14 protein-coding genes are annotated in these 15,008 nt (G+C 73.5%); 5 read left to right on the forward strand and 9 right to left on the reverse strand.

Translation table 11 applies throughout. From position 1 onward, the window contains the following. Positions 1–45: 45 nt before the first annotated feature. Positions 46–753 carry a translation initiation factor IF-3 gene (infC, locus tag ACZ518_RS24285; RefSeq protein WP_469115089.1) on the reverse strand — a complete coding sequence of 236 codons (708 nt, stop codon included), beginning with the start codon at positions 751–753 and terminating at the stop codon, positions 46–48. Between the two features lie 325 nt (positions 754–1,078). Between infC and ACZ518_RS24290 the strand changes: the two genes are divergently transcribed. Then, positions 1,079–1,444, forward strand: a complete 366-nt coding sequence (locus ACZ518_RS24290) for a DUF1844 domain-containing protein (RefSeq protein WP_042800665.1) — start codon at positions 1,079–1,081, stop codon at positions 1,442–1,444. An 88-nt stretch (positions 1,445–1,532) separates the two neighbouring features. On the opposite strand, the gene ACZ518_RS24295 is transcribed toward ACZ518_RS24290, so the two are convergent. From ACZ518_RS24295 to ACZ518_RS24305, 3 genes are read right to left on the reverse strand one after another with little or no spacing between them, the layout of a single operon-like run. Next, a complete protein-coding gene (locus ACZ518_RS24295; protein ID WP_469115090.1) occupies positions 1,533–2,273 on the reverse strand; it encodes an SseB family protein in 741 nt (246 codons plus the stop codon). 12 nt (positions 2,274–2,285) lie between these two features. Beyond that, positions 2,286–3,473 carry a type VII secretion-associated serine protease mycosin gene (gene mycP / locus ACZ518_RS24300; RefSeq protein ID WP_469115091.1) on the reverse strand — a complete coding sequence of 396 codons (1,188 nt, stop codon included), beginning with the start codon at positions 3,471–3,473 and terminating at the stop codon, positions 2,286–2,288. Next, complete coding sequence (locus ACZ518_RS24305; RefSeq protein WP_469115092.1) at positions 3,470–4,264, reverse strand: hypothetical protein; 795 nt, start codon at positions 4,262–4,264, stop codon at positions 3,470–3,472. Before ACZ518_RS24305 ends, mycP begins: the two co-directional genes overlap by 4 nt. A 326-nt stretch (positions 4,265–4,590) precedes the next feature. Between ACZ518_RS24305 and ACZ518_RS24310 the strand changes: the two genes are divergently transcribed. Next, positions 4,591–5,784, forward strand: coding sequence for an amino acid deaminase/aldolase (locus ACZ518_RS24310; RefSeq protein ID WP_469115093.1), 1,194 nt, complete (start codon positions 4,591–4,593; stop codon positions 5,782–5,784). Between the two features lie 42 nt (positions 5,785–5,826). On the opposite strand, the gene ACZ518_RS24315 is transcribed toward ACZ518_RS24310, so the two are convergent. From ACZ518_RS24315 to ACZ518_RS24330, 4 genes are all read right to left on the reverse strand, one after another. Then, positions 5,827–7,119, reverse strand: coding sequence for a haloacid dehalogenase-like hydrolase (locus tag ACZ518_RS24315; RefSeq protein WP_469115094.1), 1,293 nt, complete (start codon positions 7,117–7,119; stop codon positions 5,827–5,829). Between the two features lie 93 nt (positions 7,120–7,212). Then, the gene (locus tag ACZ518_RS24320) at positions 7,213–8,004 is read right to left on the reverse strand and encodes a 3-oxoacyl-ACP reductase (protein WP_405981506.1); all 792 of its coding nucleotides are present in this window, start codon (positions 8,002–8,004) and stop codon (positions 7,213–7,215) included. A gap of 5 nt (positions 8,005–8,009) precedes the next feature. Then, the gene (locus tag ACZ518_RS24325) at positions 8,010–9,389 is read right to left on the reverse strand and encodes an aldehyde dehydrogenase family protein (RefSeq protein WP_469115095.1); all 1,380 of its coding nucleotides are present in this window, start codon (positions 9,387–9,389) and stop codon (positions 8,010–8,012) included. Between the two features lie 34 nt (positions 9,390–9,423). After that, positions 9,424–10,797: a glutamine synthetase family protein gene (locus ACZ518_RS24330; RefSeq protein ID WP_385770466.1), complete on the reverse strand. Its 1,374-nt coding sequence runs from the start codon at positions 10,795–10,797 to the stop codon at positions 9,424–9,426. A 77-nt stretch (positions 10,798–10,874) separates the two neighbouring features. Here ACZ518_RS24330 and ACZ518_RS24335 point away from each other — a divergent pair, with 77 nt between their 5' ends. The 3 genes from ACZ518_RS24335 (at position 10,875) to ACZ518_RS24345 (ending at position 13,994) form a co-directional block, all read left to right on the forward strand. Then, a complete protein-coding gene (locus ACZ518_RS24335; protein ID WP_469115096.1) occupies positions 10,875–11,621 on the forward strand; it encodes a FadR/GntR family transcriptional regulator in 747 nt (248 codons plus the stop codon). A gap of 134 nt (positions 11,622–11,755) precedes the next feature. After that, positions 11,756–13,222 carry an ethanolamine permease gene (gene eat / locus ACZ518_RS24340; RefSeq protein ID WP_469115097.1) on the forward strand — a complete coding sequence of 489 codons (1,467 nt, stop codon included), beginning with the start codon at positions 11,756–11,758 and terminating at the stop codon, positions 13,220–13,222. 46 nt (positions 13,223–13,268) lie between these two features. Further along, positions 13,269–13,994: a gamma-glutamyl-gamma-aminobutyrate hydrolase family protein gene (locus tag ACZ518_RS24345; protein WP_469115098.1), complete on the forward strand. Its 726-nt coding sequence runs from the start codon at positions 13,269–13,271 to the stop codon at positions 13,992–13,994. A 54-nt stretch (positions 13,995–14,048) separates the two neighbouring features. Here the strand turns inward: ACZ518_RS24345 and ACZ518_RS24350 are convergent, their stop codons facing one another. Continuing rightward, the gene (locus tag ACZ518_RS24350; protein ID WP_469115099.1) at positions 14,049–14,972 is read right to left on the reverse strand and encodes a LysR family transcriptional regulator; all 924 of its coding nucleotides are present in this window, start codon (positions 14,970–14,972) and stop codon (positions 14,049–14,051) included. Between the last annotated feature and the right edge of the window lie 36 nt (positions 14,973–15,008).

Genomic DNA, 15,008 nt, shown 5'->3' on the forward strand with positions numbered 1-15,008 from the left:
GGGAGCGTCATGTTGTTGGGTGATCCGGAACGGGCTGTCCCGGGATCAGGCCTCGGCGTTCGCCTCGGCGGAGCCGTCGGCCTCGGCCTCGGCCTCGACGACCTCGGCAGCCTCGACGACCTCGGCCTCGTCCGGAGCGGCCTCGGCGGCGGTACCGCCCTGGCGCTCGGCCTTGCGCGCGGCCTGCGCCTCGCGGGCTTCGGCCATCGCCTCGGTCTTCTTCTTGTGCGGACCGAGAACCATGATCATGTTTCGGCCGTCCTGCTTCGGGTTCGACTCGATGAAGCCGAGGTCCTCGACGTCCGAAGCGAGACGCTGCAGCAGTCGGTAGCCGAGTTCCGGCCGGGACTGCTCGCGACCACGGAACATGATCGTGATCTTGACCTTGTCGCCCTGCTTGAGGAACCGAACGACGTGACCCTTCTTGGTGTCATAGTCGTGCGGGTCGATCTTCGGCCGGAGCTTCATCTCCTTGATGACCGTGTGCGCCTGGTTCTTGCGCGCCTCACGGGCCTTCATGGCCGACTCGTACTTGAACTTGCCGTAGTCCATGAGCTTGCAGACCGGCGGACGCGCGGAGGCGGCGACCTCGACCAGGTCCAGGTCGTATTCCTGCGCGAGCTCAAGCGCCTTCGCAAGCGGGACGATGCCCACCTGTTCGCCGCTGGGACCGACGAGTCGCACCTCAGGGACGCGAATCCGATCGTTGATGCGGGGCTCGGTGCTGATGGATCCTCCTCGGTAGCACCACACGGCTGCCTGGCAGACAGCCGCTGACGTCTTTTGTCGTCAGACCTAAACCGCGGCGGAGAACGAAAAAAGCCCCGCCGGGCACAGGCAGGGGCTCCAAAACAACCGGAGCACCGCCGCGTGCGAACCGCGGGGCGCAACTCGGCGGCTTTCCATCGTCCGTACGGAACGATGGATACCGCCTGACCGGAAGACCCGCCTCCCCGGAGGGTGGTCGGGTGGGAGATCGGAGCCTCCACTTGTGGGCCGGGCACGCATGTGTCCGGCCGGTCGATGTACATAGTACCCCACGCAATGCAAGGCCGCCGCACGACCTATCGTGGAGCGCATGACTGACGCGACGCCCTCCGATTCCACCACTCCCGACTACGACGAGATGACCCGCGACATCGCGGACGTCCCGGCCGTCGAGGTCATCACCACGGTGGCCGTCCACCTGCTGAGCGCCGCGGCGGTCAACCTGGGCCTGGACAAGCCGGACTCCGAGCACAAGGACCTCGACGAGGCCCGCAAGCTGATCACCGCCCTGGCCGGCCTGGTGACCGCCAGCGCCACCGAGATCAGCTCCTTCCACGCCGCCCCGCTGCGCGACGGCCTGAAGTCGCTCCAGCTGGCCTTCCGCGAGGCCTCGATCGTCCAGGACGAGCCGGGCCAGGGCCCGGGCGAGAAGTTCACGGGCCCGGTCTACGCCTGATCCCGCCCCGCCCTCCCCGCATTCCGCTCAGCCGCCGAAGGGCCGCCCGCGAGTTTCCGCGGACGGCCCTTCGGCGTGCGTACGGGCCTCAGCGCGTGAAGAGCGCGTCCCCCGGCGGGACCGGGGCGTCGGCCGGGAGCAGGGCCAGGTCCAGGCCGCGTACGAGCCGGCCGCGCAGGGTCTCGTCCGCCGCCAGGGCCTCGGCCACCCGGCGGGCCGCCGGGGCCGGCTCGGCGTCGGCGGAGAGCACGATGGCCAGGGTGCCGTCCGCGTCGGCGCCGCCCCGGCCCAGGTGGGCGCGGAGCACGGCGGGCTCGGCGGCCACGGCCGCCCGTACCGCCTCGCGCACGGCGGGGTCCGCCAGCGGGTCGGCGTCCGTGCGGCCCTCGGCGAGCGCGAGCAGCGCGGGGCCGGTCAGCTGGTACGGGACGGGGCCCGCCAGGTCGATGACGACGGTGTCGGCCTTCTCGTGCGCGGCGGCGGCGAGCGCCTGGTGCAGCGGGACCGCCACGGGGCGGGCCGCCGGGTCCCACAGGGCCAGCGAGGCGATCGAGGTGAAGGCGGGCAGCGCCCGCCGGTTCCCCGCCGTCAGCGTCGGCACGGCCATGTCGCTGGTCTTCTCGCGCTTGAGGCCGGTCTCCGGGTCGGTCTCGACCTCGCCGAGCATCGCCACGACGGGCACCAGCAGCCGGGCGTCCTTCAGCGCCGCCAGCAGCTGCGGTTCGGCCGCCCGGTCGGCCGCCCAGGCGGCCAGGGCGGCGCTCAGCCGGGGGTCGGCGGTGCCGTCGTCGTCGGAGAAACCGGGGTCTGGAATGTTCTTGGTCGCCACAATCAACCGACCCTATCCCGACGTGTCCCGCCGTGCGGCGCGCGGGCGCCGGGCCAGTACGGCGGCCAGCACCAGCAGGACCGCTCCCCCGGCCGCCGCCGCCGGGACCCCGGGCACCTTCCGGCGCCCGGCGGGGCGGGCCCGCTCGGGGCCGGGGCCGAAGTACCGCCGCCCGGCCGCGACGGCGGTGGGGACGGGCGCCTCGGGGCGCAGCGCGGCGCCCGCCTGGAGCGCGGCGACGGCGTCGACCGTGCCGTGGCCCCGGCCGTCGTCGCGGCCTCCGGCCGGGCGCTCGGCTGCGGTGTCCTCCAGCAGCTTCTTGACCTGGGCCGGGGACAGGCCCGGGTGGGCGGCCTTGACGAGGGCCACGGCGCCGGAGACGAAGGCGGCGGCGGCGCTGGTGCCCCAGCCCTCGTAGTAGGAGCGGTCGGGGTCGGCGATGACCACGTCGACGCCGGGGGCGCTGACGGTGGCGTACCAGTGGCGGGTGGAGAAGGGCGCCTTGCGGCCCTGGCGGTCGACGGCCGCGACGGCGATGACGCCGGGGTAGGCGGCGGGGTAGGAGGTGTGGTCGCCGCGTTCGCCGCCGTTGCCCGCGGAGGCGACGACGACCACGCCCTTGCCGAGGGCGTACTGGACGGCCTCGTCCTCGGCGGCCTCGTGGTGCGCGGAGTCGCTGTCGTCGCCGAGCGAGAGGTTAATCACGTCGGCGCCGTGGTCGGCGGCCCAGCGGATGCCCTCGGCGAGGGCGCCGGACTTGCTGTCGCGGGCCTCGTTGCGGCCCGGGTCGCCCTCTTCGAGGATCACCCGGACCGGCAGGACCTTCGCGTGGGGCGCGATCCCGAGGACCCCTTGCGAGCGGTCGGGGCCGTGGCCCCGGCCCGCGATGATGCTGGCCATCGCCGTGCCGTGGCGGGCCCAGGCGCGTTCGCCGCGGCCGGCGCCCATGCCGACGAGGTCGGTGCCGTCGAGGACCTGGCCGGTGAGGTCGGGGTGGGTGGCGTCCACGCCGGTGTCGAGGACGGCGACGGTGACCCCGTCGCCCTGGGTGGTGCCCCAGGCCTCCTCGGCGCGCAGGGCGAGCAGGCCCCACTGCCGGTCGCGGATGGTGTCGGCGGCGGCGGGGTGGGCGGCGGTCACGGCGAGGAGGGCGGCGGCGAGGCCGGCGGCGGCCGCCGCGCGCAGCGGGGTCGGGTTCATCGGGCGGACCCCTTCGACGGTGCCGCGCCCGGCACCGTGTCCGGGGCGGCGAGGGCGGTGAGGGCCTGTCCGACCCGGTCGGCGGCGGCCTTGGCGTCGTGGCCGAGCCCGGCTTCGGCGACGGTCCCGGTGGCGCCCTGGCGGACCGCTTCCTCGGCGGGGACGGGCGCGTCGACGGTGCGGCCGTCGGCGAAGGCGGAGACGGTGTAGACGACGGCCGGGGCCTCGGCGGAGACCGTCGCCGTCCAGGCGGCGCGGCGCGCGTCGGCGTACTCGTAGGCGGGCGGGACGGTGAGGCGGCCCCGGAGGGCGGCCATGGCGGTGGCGTCGGCGGGGGTGAAGACCAGGCCGACGGTGACGAGGGAGCTGCGGGTGGCGTCGGTGTAGGTGGCGCGGAGCACGCGGGTGCAGCCGGTGGCGGCAAGCGCGGTCCGCCAGTCGGCCGGGAGGGCGGCCCCGCAGTCGGCGTCGGGCGCGAGGGAGATCCGGGTCCAGCTGCGGTCGGCTCCGCCGGGGCCGGCTTCGGGGGCGTCCAGTACGGGGGGCAGGAGGCTGTCCACGGGGGCCGACCGCCACAGCGACGCGGCCTGGCGGTAGGCGGCGTCGGGGGGCAGGGGGCGGTGCGCGGCGCGGTGGTCGCTCCAGGCGGTGGCGGCGGCGCCGGCGAGGAGGGCGCTGCCGAGGAGGGCGCACGCGGCGGCCGTGACGACCCGCACGGGGTGGCGGCGCGGTGGCTGCGGCGGCGGTCCGGGGGCGTCCAGGACCTCGGTCCGTGGTGTCGTCGTGGTCATGCGGCGGCTCCGCCCCCCGTTCCGTACGGCTGCCTGCCCGTACTCTACGGGGCCCTTGCCCTGGCCTGGCCCTTGCCCTGGTGGGCGGCGGCCGCACCGGCCGAACCGCTGCGCGGGCCGTCCCCTACCCGCCCTTCCACCGTTCCTCCCCCAGCTACCGCTGGGAGGTACCCCCAGGGCTGCGCCCGCGGGGTCCGGGGCAGCGCCCCTGGGAACGGTGGAAGGGCGGGTGGGGGACCTCGCCCCGCGCAGCGGCGGCACCCGCACACCGCCCGGCCGGGGCAAGGGCCTACCCACCGGTAGAAGCGTCTGGCAAGCTGCCGCCCATGACTTCGGACCGGGCCCGGTACGACCGGGCGACCGCGCATCTGGACGCGCCCCTGGCCATCGTGGACCTGGCCGCCTTCGACGCCAACGCCGACGACCTCGTCCGGCGGGCCGGCGGGAAGCCGGTGCGGGTGGCCAGCAAGTCCGTGCGGTGCCGGGCGCTGCTCGAACGGGTCCTGGCCCGGCCGGGGTTCGCGGGGATCATGTCGTACACCCTCGCCGAGTCGCTGTGGCTCGCCCGGTCCGGGTTCGAGGACGTGCTGCTCGCCTATCCGTCCGCCGACCGGGCCGGGTTCGCGGAGCTGGCCGGGGACGCGAAGCTCGCGCGGGCGGTCACCGTGATGGTGGACGACCCGGCGCAGCTGGAGCTGATCGACCGGGCGCGGGACGGCGGGGCCGAGGAGGTCCGGGTCTGCCTGGAACTGGACACCGCCCTGCGGCTGTTCGGGGGCCGGGTGCGGGTCGGGGCGCGGCGGTCGCCGTTGCGGGAGCCGGGGCAGCTGGCGGAGCTGGCGCGGGTGGTGGCGTCGCGTCCGGGGTTCCGGGTGGTCGGCCTGATGGGCTACGAGGGGCACGTGGCCGGGGTCGGGGACGCGCCGGCCGGGCGGCCTGTGCGGGCGCGGATGATCCGGCTGATGCAGAGCACGGCCCGCAAGGAGCTGGCGGTGCGGCGGGCGGAGGCGGTGCGCGCGGTACGGGCGGTGGTGCCGGACCTGGAGTTCGTCAACGGCGGCGGTACGGGCAGCGTGGCGGAGACGGCCGCCGAGGAGGCGGTGACGGAGATCGCCGCCGGGTCGGGGCTGTACGTGCCCCGGCTGTTCGACAACTACACGACGTTCCGGGGGCGTCCGGCCGCGCTGTTCGCGCAGCCGGTGGTGCGGCGGCCCGGGGTGGGGGTGGTGACGGTGCTGGGCGGGGGCTATCCGGCGTCGGGGGCGGCGGGCGCCGACCGGCTGCCGGTGCCGTACCTGCCGGCGGGGCTGCGCTACGACCCGCAGGAGGGTGCGGGCGAGGTGCAGACGCCGCTGCTGGGGAGCCCGGCCGACGACCTGCTGATCGGCGACCGGGTGTGGTTCCGGCACGCGAAGGCCGGGGAGCTGTGCGAGCGGTTCGACACCCTGCACCTGGTGGAGGGGGACCGGGTCGTGGACTCCGTTCCGACCTACCGGGGTGAGGGGCGGACCTTCCTCTAGGGCCTGTCCGGCCTGATCCGGCGGACAGGCCCTGGGGGCCCGTCAGAAGACGCTGTCCGTCTGGTCGGGGACGATGCCGGTGTCGTCCCGGCGGACGGGGCCCTGGGTACCGTCGTGGTCGACGTAGCCGGTGGTGGAGCAGGGGTAGGGGCCGGTCTTCTGCTTCTTCGGCTCCATGAACATCGGGTTCACGATCCACTTGCCGTCGCTGTTGTCGTAGGCGCGGCACATCAGCTCGTCCTTGTTGCGGTTGAGCACCAGGCGCAGGGCGGTGGCGTCGCGCAGGAAGGAGATGTCGGTGTCGGAGTCGCCGGCGGCGAAGACCTGGCGGCGGGCGGCCGGCTGGACCTTCTCGGCGGCGCGGCCCCGGACGCCGAAGACCTCCTTGTTGATCCAGCAGCGCTTGCCGTCGATGTAGGTGGTCATCGTGTCGGCGCCGTCGGGGACGGAGCCGCAGCCCTGGAGGTGGGCGGTGAGCCTGCCGTCGCGGGTGGTGGTGTTGCGGATGCCGATGACGTGGGCGGCGTCGATGCCGGCGCCCCGGGCCCAGACCTCGACGACGGGCTGCGGGGAGGCGGAGCTGATCCAGACGTCGAAGCCGGCGCGCCGGAGCTTGTCGATGAGGTCGCGCTGCTGGTCGTAGTAGCGGACCCAGCCGGTGGCGGTGCCGGTGCCGACCTGCTGCGTGGTGCCGATGGGCGCGGCGAGGTTCTCGGTGCGGGCGGCGGCCGCGAAGCCGCGTACCTCGCTCGCGGTCCAGCCCTGCGTCAGCTGGGCCAGCCAGGCGTAGCCGGGTTCGGTGGTGCGGCGGTCCCAGCCGGCGAAGGCGGGGCTGCCGGTGCGGGTGGTGGCGGTGCCGTAGACGGCGTTGATCTCGTCGGCGCAGGCCGCGCCGGCGGGGGTGCCGGTGGGCAGGGGCGAGCCGGGGCGGGCGAGGGGGCCGCAGGCGGCGGCGAGTGCCTGGGCCGCGGCCCGGGTGAGGTGGCGGCTGGTGGTGGTCCAGTCGCCGCCGGCGGGCTGGCGGATCTTCCCGTTGCGCAGGAGCCAGAACAGGGTGGCGTCGCCGACGTCGTTCTTGACGACGGTGTTGTCCCAGTCGAAGACGGCGACGGGCTTGGGGCGGCCGGGCGGGCGGTACGGGTCGCAGCCGCCGTACTGGTCGATGAGCTGTTGGAGGCGGGCCTGGTTGTCGCCGTACCAGCCGGCGGCGAGCTTCGGGGTGGCGCAGTCGGGGTGTGCGGCCCGGGCGGGGCCGGCGGCGATGAGGGCACCCGCCGCCATGAGGGCGGCGGCGCCGGCGGCCTGGAACCGGCGTCTGGTGCTGGGTCGGGGCACTGGCACTCCTCGTGGGGGTCGTCGCGGGTCGGTGGAGCACGACAGCCGGGCGTCGTGCGACGCCCGGCTGTCGGGTGGGGGGTTCCGGGATGTCTACAGGGGGGTGACGTACGCGCCGGAGATGCCGCCGTCGACCAGGAAGTCGGTGGCGTTGATGAAGGAGGAGTCGTCGCTGGCGAGGAAGGCGACGGCGGCGGCGATCTCGGTGGGTTCGGCGAACCGGCCGAGCGGGATGTGGACGAGGCGGCGGGCGGCGCGCTCGGGGTCCTTGGCGAACAGTTCCTGGAGCAGCGGGGTGTTCACGGGTCCCGGGCAGAGGGCGTTGACGCGGATGCCCTCGCGGGCGAACTGGACGCCGAGTTCGCGGGACATGGCGAGGACGCCGCCCTTGGAGGCGGTGTAGGAGATCTGGGAGGTGGCGGCGCCCATGATGGCCACGAAGGAGGCGGTGTTGATGATGGAGCCGCGGCCCTGGCGCTGCATGTAGGGGAGGGCGGCCTTGCAGCAGAGGTAGACGGAGGTGAGGTTGACGTCCTGGACGCGGCGCCAGGCGTCGAGCTCGGTGGTGAGGATGGAGTCGTCGTCCGGGGGCGAGATGCCGGCGTTGTTGAAGGCGATGTCGACGGAGCCGTAGGTGTCGAAGGCCGTCTTGAAGAGGGCGTCGACCTGTTCCTTGTCGGTGACGTCGACCTGGACGAAGGTGCCGCCGACCTCTTCGGCGGCGGCCTTGCCGGCGGCGGGGTCGATGTCGGCGCAGACGATGTTGGCGCCCTCGGAGGCGAGGCGGCGGGCGGTGGCGAGGCCGATGCCGCTGCCGGCTCCGGTGATGACGGCGGTACGGCCGACCAGGCGGCGGCAGACGATCTCTTCGGTGCGGTCGGTCATGGGGTTCAGGCCTCCGTGCTGATGAAGACGTTCTTGGTCTCGGTGAAAGCGGTGAGGGCGTCCGGTCCGAGCTCGCGGCCGAGTCCGGACTGCTTGTATCCGCCGAAGGGGGTCCAGTAGCGGACGCTGCTGTGGGAGTTGACGGAGAGGTTGCCGGCCCGGACGGCGCGGGAGACGCGCAGGGCGCGGCCGACGTCGCGGGTCCAGAGGGAGCCGGAGAGGCCGTACTCGGTCGCGTTGGCCAGGCGTACGGCGTCCTCCTCGTCCTCGAAGGGGAGGACGACGGCGACGGGGCCGAACACCTCCTCGGCGGCGACGGGCGCTGTGGGGGCGGCGTCCGTGACGAGGGTGGGCGGGTACCAGAAGCCGGGTCCTTCGGGTGCCTTGCCGCGGATGGCGGTGAGGTCGTCGGTGACGTAGGAGCGGACCCGGTCGAGCTGGGCGCGGGAGATGAGCGGGCCCATCTGGGTCTTCTCGTCGAGGGGGTCGCCGACGGCCACGGACTCGATGCCGGGGGCGACGAGTTCGAGGAAGCGGTCGTATGCGGTGCGCTGTACGAGGATCCGGGTGCGGGCGCAGCAGTCCTGGCCGGTGTTGTCGAGGAAGGCCATGGGGGCGGCAGCGGCCGCGGCTTCGAGGTCGGCGTCGGCGAAGACGATGTTGGGGCTCTTGCCGCCGAGTTCGAGGGTGACGCGCTTCACCCGGTCGGCGCACTTGGCCATGATCTGCTTGCCGACGCGGGTGGAGCCGGTGAAGACGATCTTCGCGACGCCGGGGTGTTCGACGAGAGCGTCGCCGGCGACCGCTCCGTGGCCGGGGAGCACCTGGAAGAGGTGTTCGGGGATCCCGGCTTCGAGGGCGAGTTCGGCGAGGCGCAGGGCGGTGAGGGGGGTGGTCTCGGCGGGCTTGAGGATGACGGCGTTGCCGGCGGCGAGGGCGGGTGCCAGGCCCCAGGCGGCGATCGGCATCGGGAAGTTCCAGGGGGCGATCACGCCGATGACGCCGAGGGGTTCGAGGAAGGTGACGTCGATGCCGCCGGCCACGGGGATCTGGCGGCCGGAGAGGCGTTCCACTCCCCCGGCGGCGAAGTCGAGGAGGTCGCGGACGTTGCCGGCTTCCCAGCGGGCGTTGCCGATGGTGTGGCCGGCCTCGCTGACCTCCAGCCGGGCCAGTTCCTCGATGTGTCCGTCGACGACCGCGGCGAAGCGGCGCAGGAGCCGGGCCCGGTCTCCGGGGGGTGCCGCCGCCCAGGCGCGCTGGGCTCTGGCGGCCCGGGCGACGGCTGCGTCGACGTCGTCCCGTGTGGCGGCCGGGACGACGGCGACGGTTTCCTCGGTGGCCGGATTCAACACCCTCAAGGGGGAGGGGGCCAGCACATCGGACACGTGGGTGCCTTCCTGGTGTTCGGGTTCGGTGGGGTTACAGGCGTTCGAAGGAGCGGCGCAGCTCCCAGTCGGTGACCGCGGAGTCGTAGGCGTCGAGTTCGACGCGGGCCATGTTGCGGTAGTGGGCGACGACCTCGGGGCCGAAGGCGGCCTTGGCGATCTCGCTGTTCTCCCAGAGTTCCGCGGCTTCGCGCAGGGTGGCGGGGACGTGGGCGTAGTCGGCGGTGTAGGCGTTGCCGGTGCAGGGCTCGGGGAGTTCCAGGCGATTCTCGATGCCGTAGATGCCGGCCGCGACCAGGCCGGCGACGGCGAGGTAGGGGTTGACGTCGCCGCCGGGGAGGCGGTTCTCGAAGCGGGTGGAGCGGCCGTGGCCGACGACGCGCAGGGCGCAGGTGCGGTTGTCGAAGCCCCAGGCGACGGCGGTGGGCGCGAAGGATCCCGGGCGGAAACGCTTGTACGAGTTGATGTTCGGGGCGTAGAGAAGGGAGAAGTCGCGCAGTGCGGCCAGCTGGCCGGCCAGGAAGTGGCGCATCACGGTGGACATGCCGTGTTCCTGGTCGCCGTCGGTGCCGGCCATGGCGTTGCGTCCGTCGGAGTCGGTGAGCGAGAGGTGGATGTGACAGGAGTTGCCCTCGCGCTCGTCGTACTTGGCCATGAAGGTGAGCGAGACGCCCTCCTGGGCGGCGATCTCCTTGGCGCCGGTCTTGTAGACGGCGTGCTGGTCGCAGGTGGTGAGCGCCTCGTCGTAGCGGAAGGCGATCTCGTGCTGCCCGAGGTTGCACTCGCCCTTGGCGGACTCGACGACCAGGCCGGCGGCCTGCATCTCGTTGCGGATGCGGCGCAGGAGGGGCTCGACGCGGCCGGTGCCGAGGACGGAGTAGTCGATGTTGTACTGGTTGGCGGGGGTCAGGCCGCGGTAGTTGGCGTTCCAGGCCTGTTCGTAGGTGTCCTGGAAGACCATGAACTCCAGCTCGGTGCCGACCATGGCGGTGTAGCCGAGTTCGCCGAGGCGTTCGAGCTGGCGGCGCAGGATCTGCCGGGGTGCCGCGACGACCGGGGAGCGGTCGTTCCAGGCCAGGTCGGCCATGATGAAGGCGCTGCCGGGGTTCCAGGGGATGCGGCGCAGGGTGGCGGTGTCGGGGTGCATGGCGAAGTCGCCGTAGCCCCGGTCCCAGGAGGACATCTCGTAGCCGTCGACGGTGTTCATGTCGGTGTCGACGGCGAGGAGGTAGTTGCACCCCTCGGTGCCGTGGGCAAGGACCTCGTCGAGGAAGAACTGTGCGGCGAACCGCTTGCCCTGAAGACGTCCCTGCATGTCGGGGAAGGCCAGGACGACTGTGTCGATCTCACCGCTCGCGACGAGGGCGCGGAGCTCCTCGGGCGCGAGCGGCGGCATGCGGTCTACCACTGGAATCTCTCCTTCGGTGAGCCGAGGAGGCCTAAGGTATTGAATAGAACCATTGCTTGGGAAGGGGAGGAACCGAGATGACCGACACGGAGAGCGGCGGTGGCGCGATCGCGCGGCTGAATCCCGTGCTGCGGCAGGTGCGGGCGGGCAACGGTTTCGAGGAGGCCCTGGAGCAGATCCTCCAAGTGGTCCGGCTGGGCCTGGTGCCGGGCGGGGAACGGCTGCCGCCCGAGCGGGAGTTGGCCGAGCGGATGGGGATCAGCCGGGTCACCCTGCGCGAGGTGCTCAAGGTGCTGCAGGACCAGGGCCTGGTGGAGGCCCGGCGCGGCCGGTACGGCGGAACGTTCGTGCTGGCCCGCCCCGACACCCCGGCGGGCGGCACCGAGGAGGAGCTGCGGCGGCGCGTGGCGGGGGTGGACATCGAGGACGTGCTGCGCTTCCGCGAGGTGCTGGAGGTGGGAGCGGCCGGGCTGTGCGCCTCGCAGGGGCTGTCCGAGGAGGAGGCCGAGCGGCTGCTGGCCGCGCTGGCGGCCACCCACGACGCCCCGCTCTCCGAGTACCGCCGCCAGGACACCCTCTTCCACCTCGCGCTCTGCGAGCTGGCCGGCTCCGCCACGCTGACGGCGCAGTACGCGGCCGTCCGGGCGACCGTGAACGACCTGCTGGACTGCATCCCGCTGCTGGTGCGCAACCTGGAGCACTCGCAGCAGCAGCACACCGCCCTGGTGGAGGCGGTGCTGGAGCGGGACGCCGAGGGGGCGCGGGCGGTGATGCGCGAGCACTGCTGCGGTACGGCGGCCCTGCTGCGCGGGTTCCTGGCCTGAGGCGGGCGGTGACGGTGGGGCGCGAGAGGTTTTCGTAACCCCTGTTTAACGCAGGGGTCTTGCGCGCTCCACACCTGTGACGCAAAGGTACGCCTCACAACCATTGCATCGCAGTGCCCTAGGCAGGAGCGCACATGGCCGACGACATCGCACCGCTGCCCGTATCCGCACCACCCTCCGCGAAGGGCGACGCCGACGCCGAGTACCTGGAGCGCCGGACCCTGCGCCGCGGCAGCGCCGGCTGGCTGCTGCTGACCGGGCTCGGCGTCGCGTACGTCGTCTCCGGCGACTTCTCCGGCTGGAACGTGGGCCTGGACAAGGGCGGTTTCGGCGGCCTGGCCATCGCCACCGTCCTCATGGGCGCCATGTACGCCTGCCTCGTCTTCTCCCTCGCCGAGCTGTCCACGATCCTGCCGACGGCGGGCGGCGGCTACGGCTTCGCCCGCCGCGCGCTGGGCCCCTGGGGCGGTTTCCTCACCGGCACCGCCATCCTCATCGAGTACATCCTGGCGCCGGCGGCGATCGTCATCTTCATCGGCGACTACGTCGAATCGCTCGGCCTGTTCGGGCTGACCTCCAGCTGGCCGGTCTACCTCGGCTGCTTCGTCATCTTCATCGGGGTCCACCTGTGGGGCGTGGGCGAGGCGCTGCGCTTCAGCCTCGTCGTCACCGCCGTCGCCGTCGCCGCGCTGCTGATCTTCGCCCTCGGCGCCCTCACCGAGTTCGACGCGGGCTCGCTGGACGACATCGCCGTGGACACCGGCGCCTTCGGGTCCAGCTCCTGGCTCCCCTTCGGCGTCCTCGGCATCTGGGCCGCGTTCCCCTTCGGGATGTGGTTCTTCCTCGGCGTCGAGGGCGTGCCGCTGGCCGCCGAGGAGGCCAAGGACCCGGTCCGCTCCATGCCGAAGGCCCTCGCCATCGCCATGGGCGTCCTCGCCCTGCTCGCCCTGATCACCTTCTTCGCCGCCACCGGCGCCCAGGGAGCCGACGCCGTCAGGACCGCGGGCAACCCCCTCGTCGTCGCCCTGGAGGGGGACGGCGGACCGACCGCGCTCAGCCGCTTCGTCAACTACGCCGGACTGGCCGGGCTGGTCGCGTCCTTCTTCTCGCTCATCTACGCCGGCTCCCGCCAGCTCTTCGCCCTGTCCCGGGCCGGCTACCTGCCGCGCTTCCTGTCACTCACCTCGAAGCGCAAGGCCCCGTACCTCGGACTGGTGATTCCGGGCGCCATCGGATTCGCCCTCGCGGCGGCCACCGGCAACGGTGCGCGGATGCTGAACATCGCGGTGTTCGGGGCGACCATCTCGTACGCCCTGATGGCCCTGTCGCACATCGTGCTGCGCCGCCGCGAGCCCGCCCTGGACCGGCCGTACCGCACCCCCGGAGGGGTCCTGACCTCCTCAGTCGCCTTCGTGCTCGCCCTTTCGGCCCTCGTCGCCACCTTCCTGGTGGACAAGGACGCGGCACTCATCGCACTCGCCGTGTACGCCGTCGCCCTCGGCTACTTCGCGATCTACAGTCGGCACCACCTCGTGGCCTCGGCACCTGAGGAAGAAGCCGCCGCGCTTGCGGAAGCCGAGGCGGAGTTGACCCGCGACTGAGACCCTTGTCCCGCCCCTTGATACGGCACCATCCTGGAGGTAATCCGTGCCCAGGCCGCTCATCGGCATCACCACCTACGTGGAGGAATCCACCCGTTACAACGTGTGGGACCTGCCCACGTCGCTCGTCCCCTCCGGGTACTACGAGCTGGTCCAGGCGGCGGGCGGTGCGGCCGTGCTGCTCCCGCCGGACGAATCGGAGCGGGCGGCGGAGGTGCTGGGCCGGCTGGACGGGCTGATCGTCTCGGGCGGCCCGGACGTGGACCCGGTGCGCTACGGGGCCGCGCGCGACCCCCGTACGGGTCCCCCCGCGCGGGTCCGCGACGAATGGGAACTCGCCCTGATCGGGGCCGCCCTGGAGCTGGAGCTGCCCGTACTGGGGATCTGCCGGGGCATGCAGGCGCTGAACGTGGCGCTGGGCGGGACCCTGGTCCAGCACATCGACGGGCACGTCCACACCCCGGGCGTCACCTCCTGGCACCCCGTCACCCCGGTGGCGGGCACCCGGTACGCGGAGCTGGTCCCCGAGAAGGCGGAGGTCCCGACCTACCACCACCAGGCCGTGGACCTCGTGGGCCGGGGCCTGGTCGTCTCGGCGTACGCGGACGACGGCACGGTGGAAGCGATCGAGGACCCCGACCGCTCCCGCTGGGTCGTGGGCGTCCAGTGGCACCCGGAGCGGGACAAGGACACCCGGGTGATGGCCTCCTTCGTCGAGGCGGCGGCGGCGGGCGTCCGCCGGGCCGAGCCGGTGGGGGTTTCCGCGTCCTGACGAGGTGTCGGCCGCGGGCCCTCAACGATCCGCCCTCGCCCGAACGGCCCGGGCCTACGCGCGCCGCCGGGTCAGCGACAGCAGGTCCCGCGCCGGCCCCGCCGGACGGGACCCCGTCGGCCAGACGGCGCGCAGGGCGCGGGCCAGTGCGGCGCCCGGGACGGGGACCTCCACCAGCCGGCGGGCCGCCAGCTCGTCCACCACGGCCAGCTCCGACAGGACGCACGGCCCGGCCCCGCTCAGCGCCGCCGCCTTGACGGCGGTGGTCGAGGCCAGCTCCAGCAGCGGCCGGGCCAGCCCCCCGGACGCGGCCAGCGCGGCGTCCAGCACCTGCCGGGTGCCGGAGCCGCGCTCGCGCAGGATCAGCGGGGTCCGCGCCAGCTCGGCCGCCTCCACCCCCTTCGAGCGCCGCGCCCAGGGGTGCTGCGGCGCCACCGCCACCACCAGGCGGTCCTGCGCGATGACGGCGGAGTCCAGCCCCTCGGGGACGCTCAGCCCCTCCACGAAGCCGAGGTCCGCCTCGTGCGCCAGGACCCGCTGGGCGACGTCGGCCGAGTTCCCGGCGTGCAGGGACACCGCCGTGTCGGGGCGCTCCCCGCGCAGGGCGATCAGCCAGCCGGGCAGCAGGTACTCGGCGATGGTCATGCTGGCGGCCACCCGAAGCCGCGAGTCGCGCTTCCCGCGCAACGCCTGCGCGCCCGCGTCGAAGGCCTCGGCGGCCTCCACCACCCGCCGCGCCCAGTCCGTGACCAGCGCGCCCTCCGCCGTGAGCGTCGAGCCGCGCGGGGAGCGGTCCACCAGGGCGACGCCGAGCCGGGCCTCCATCGCCCGGATGCGGCTGCTCGCCGCCGGCTGCGTGATGCCCAGGTGCCGTGCGGCACCGCTCAGGCTGCCGACCCGGGCCACTGTGAGCAGCAGCTCCAGCGCGCCCAGGTCCGGCACGCGGTGTGCGAGCGGAACCGTCTCCTCGTTGGCCATAACATCAGTTTATGGCCTCATAGATGTGCGGCCTCT

The organism is Streptomyces sp. NPDC033966 (assembly GCF_055575955.1).